The following is a 2,795-nucleotide window of genomic DNA, read 5'->3' on the forward strand; positions in this document are numbered from 1 at the left end:
GTGAGCGTCCGGTGAGTTGTTTTTGCTGATCGGGCAAATCAGGCGATGTTCTGGCATTCGAACCAGCATTAATGCTGACATTAATACCAGAACAAAGAGGTTTCATGGCTCGCATGGAGATCATGTCCGGTACCGAACGCAGACGGCGTTGGTCGGACGAGGCGAAGCTGAGGATACTTGCGGAAGCTGAAGAGCCCGGTGCTCGCATTGGTGATGTGGCGCGCCGACATGACATTCATCCGGGCCAGATCCGCTTATGGCGGCAATCATTCAGCTATGCCGATCGGCCGACGGTGTTCCTCCCGGTGGAGATCACCCAGGAGGTTGGCGCAGGCCAGGCTTCTACCGCGGCAACGAGGCCGGCGATCGTCGAGATCTTGCTCCGAAACGGTCGGCGCTTGAAGGTTCCGGCTGACGTTGAGGTGAAGCTGCTTGGTCCGCTGGTCGCTTGCGTGGAGGCGGCATGATCGGGCCATCGGGGAATGTGCGGGTCTATCTGGCCTGCGGGGTGACCGATATGCGGCGTGGCATTGATGGTCTGTCCGCGCTGGTCGAGACGGTCGTGAAGGAGGCGCCTGGCTCGGGCGCGATCTTCGGCTTCCGCGGAAAGCGCGCTGACCGGATCAAGCTTCTGTGGTGGGACGGCCAGGGGTTTTGCCTGTTCTACAAGATTTTGGAGCGTGGGTACTTTCCCTGGCCGACGGCGAAAGAGGGCGTCGCGCACCTGACGCAGGCGCAGCTTTCGATGCTCGTCGAAGGGATCGATTGGCGCCGCCCGGCGTGGACGTCCGCTCCTGGCCGAACGGGATAAAAGCCATATTTTGCAGGTACATCCGAGGCTTAACGCTGGCGCGTCAGAGGCAAATCGGCTAGATTTGCAGACATGGAAACAGCGCCGCTGGACAGTCAGGACGAGCTCACTGCTTTGCGCGCATTGGTCGCCGAACAGGCGGCGAAGCTTGAGAGCCAGGAAGCCGAGGTCATCAAGCGTGACTCCATAATCGGGCTTCTTCGCGCGCAACTGCAGCTGCTCCGACATCGGCAGCATGGCGCCTCTTCGGAAAAGATCGACCGGAAGATCGAGCAGTTCGAACTGATGCTGGAGGAGATTGAGGCGTCTCGAGCCGAAACTGAACTGCGCTCCGGCAAAACTCCTCTGCCAGAGTTGGAGGACGCATCCGAAAAGCCGAAGCGCAAGGTTCTGCCCGATGGTCTTCCCGCCGAGGAACTGGTCTATGCGGCTCCCTGCAATTGCCCGACCTGCGGTGGCACGTCATTCCTCAAGGCGCCCGACAGGGTGGTCCAGGTGCTCGAGCACGTGCCGGCGTCGGTCAAGATTGTCCGGCATGTCGAAAAGCGTATGATCTGCCGGGAATGCGATACGACGGTGGCTGGCGAGATGCCGACCTTGCCGATTGAGCGCGGCAAACCCGGGCCGGGACTGCTCGCCCATATCATGATCGCCAAATTCGACGATCACATTCCCCTCTACCGTCTGTCCGAGATGTACGACCGGTTGGGGATAGATATCTCCCGATCCGTGATGGCCGACTGGGTCGGCCGCGTATCCGCTTTGCTGACGCCACTCGTCTTGTTGATCAGGGCCCATATCGCAGCACTCGACCGAATACATACGGACGATACCCCGGTCGATGTTCTCGACCCCGGACGGGGCAAGACAAAAACCGGCAGGGTCTGGGTCTACGTCTTCGACGGCAGTGGCTACCAATCCGCCACTCCCGCAGCCATCGCCTATTACTATAGCCCTGACCGCAAGGGGGCACATCCGGCTGACCACCTGGCAAGCTTCAGCGGCGTCATGCATGCCGACGGTTATGGGGGCTACAGGAAACTCTACGGCAACCAGATCGTTGAGGCCGCCTGCATGGCGCATGTGCGCCGCAAGTTCCATGATGTGATCAAGCTGAAGCCGTCACCGATCGCGGAGGAAGCGCTGTCGCGCATTGGCGCGCTCTACGATATCGAGAACCGTATCCGCTGCATGTCAGCTGACGAGCGGTGTACCCTGCGCCAAGAACATGCCCGGCCCGTTCTGGACGAGCTCAAGGCCTGGATTGAATCCACGCTTTCTACGCTGCCGCAAAAGCAGAAGCTGGCCGAGGCGATGCGATATGCGCTGTCGCGATGGGCCGCCTTGAGCGTCTACATCGATGACGGCCGTGTTGAAATCGACAACAACATTGCTGAACGAGCCATGCGTCCGCTCGGAATTGGTCGGAAGAACTGGCTGTTTGCCGGCTCGGACAAAGGCGGTGAGCGCATCGCCAACATTTTGACGATCATCGAGACGGTCAAACTGCAAGGCCATAATCCGGAGGTCTACCTGACAGATGTCCTGACCCGGATCCAGGATTACCCCAAGGATCGACTTGAAGACCTGTTGCCCTGGAACTGGACGCCAAACGCTCGAAGCGAGGCCGGCTGATGGCTCGTTCGAGGTTTATCTACACACTCAGCCAAGTCGCCGGCATGATTGGCGAGAACCTCGAGCTGATCGAGGAAATCACCGCAAACTCCGACAACATCTCCGAAGGCGAACTGGTTTACGTCAGTGATGGTAGTGAGGATGGCACGAAGGGTCTGACCGAGAACGGCATCGAAGAGCTTCAAAGCTTGCTTGTCGACATCAGGACGTGGGACGGCGGTCTCCGCGAGTTTCTCATCGAGACACAATGCGATCCCGAAATAATCTACCGCATCATGGTCGATGAGATGAAACGCGGCCTATAGCATCCATCTCTCCACACCCGAAAATGCGTTCGCCGGACGCTCAC

Annotated in this window: 4 protein-coding genes; all 4 read left to right on the forward strand. The window is 59.2% G+C overall.

The window, feature by feature from the left end; genetic code table 11:
- Positions 1 to 104 precede the first annotated feature (104 nt).
- Entirely contained in the window at positions 105 to 467 is a 363-nt protein-coding gene (tnpA, locus tag ACODTZ_RS36050; protein ID WP_165222105.1) for an IS66-like element accessory protein TnpA, read from the forward strand.
- The gene (gene tnpB, locus ACODTZ_RS36055) at positions 464 to 811 is read left to right on the forward strand and encodes an IS66 family insertion sequence element accessory protein TnpB (protein ID WP_012478058.1); all 348 of its coding nucleotides are present in this window, start codon (positions 464 to 466) and stop codon (positions 809 to 811) included. Before tnpA ends, tnpB begins: the two co-directional genes overlap by 4 nt.
- Positions 812 to 883: 72 nt before the next feature.
- Positions 884 to 2,446, forward strand: a complete 1,563-nt coding sequence (gene tnpC, locus ACODTZ_RS36060; RefSeq protein WP_489032105.1) for an IS66 family transposase — start codon at positions 884 to 886, stop codon at positions 2,444 to 2,446.
- Positions 2,446 to 2,751 carry a hypothetical protein gene (locus ACODTZ_RS36065; protein WP_427205128.1) on the forward strand — a complete coding sequence of 102 codons (306 nt, stop codon included), beginning with the start codon at positions 2,446 to 2,448 and terminating at the stop codon, positions 2,749 to 2,751. The genes tnpC and ACODTZ_RS36065 overlap by 1 nt, the downstream gene beginning before the upstream one ends.
- Positions 2,752 to 2,795: the final 44 nt, after the last annotated feature.

Source organism: Rhizobium sp. FG113 (genome assembly GCF_057809895.1).

Excerpts from the sequence above, each read along its gene's own strand:
- tnpC (WP_489032105.1), top strand. The coding sequence starts at position 884 with ATGGAAACAGCGCCGCTGGACAGTCAGGACGAGCTCACTGCTTTGCGC.
- tnpA (WP_165222105.1), top strand. The coding sequence starts at position 105 with ATGGCTCGCATGGAGATCATGTCCGGTACCGAACGCAGACGGCGTTGG.
- tnpB (WP_012478058.1), top strand. The coding sequence starts at position 464 with ATGATCGGGCCATCGGGGAATGTGCGGGTCTATCTGGCCTGCGGGGTG.
- ACODTZ_RS36065 (WP_427205128.1), top strand. The coding sequence starts at position 2,446 with ATGGCTCGTTCGAGGTTTATCTACACACTCAGCCAAGTCGCCGGCATG.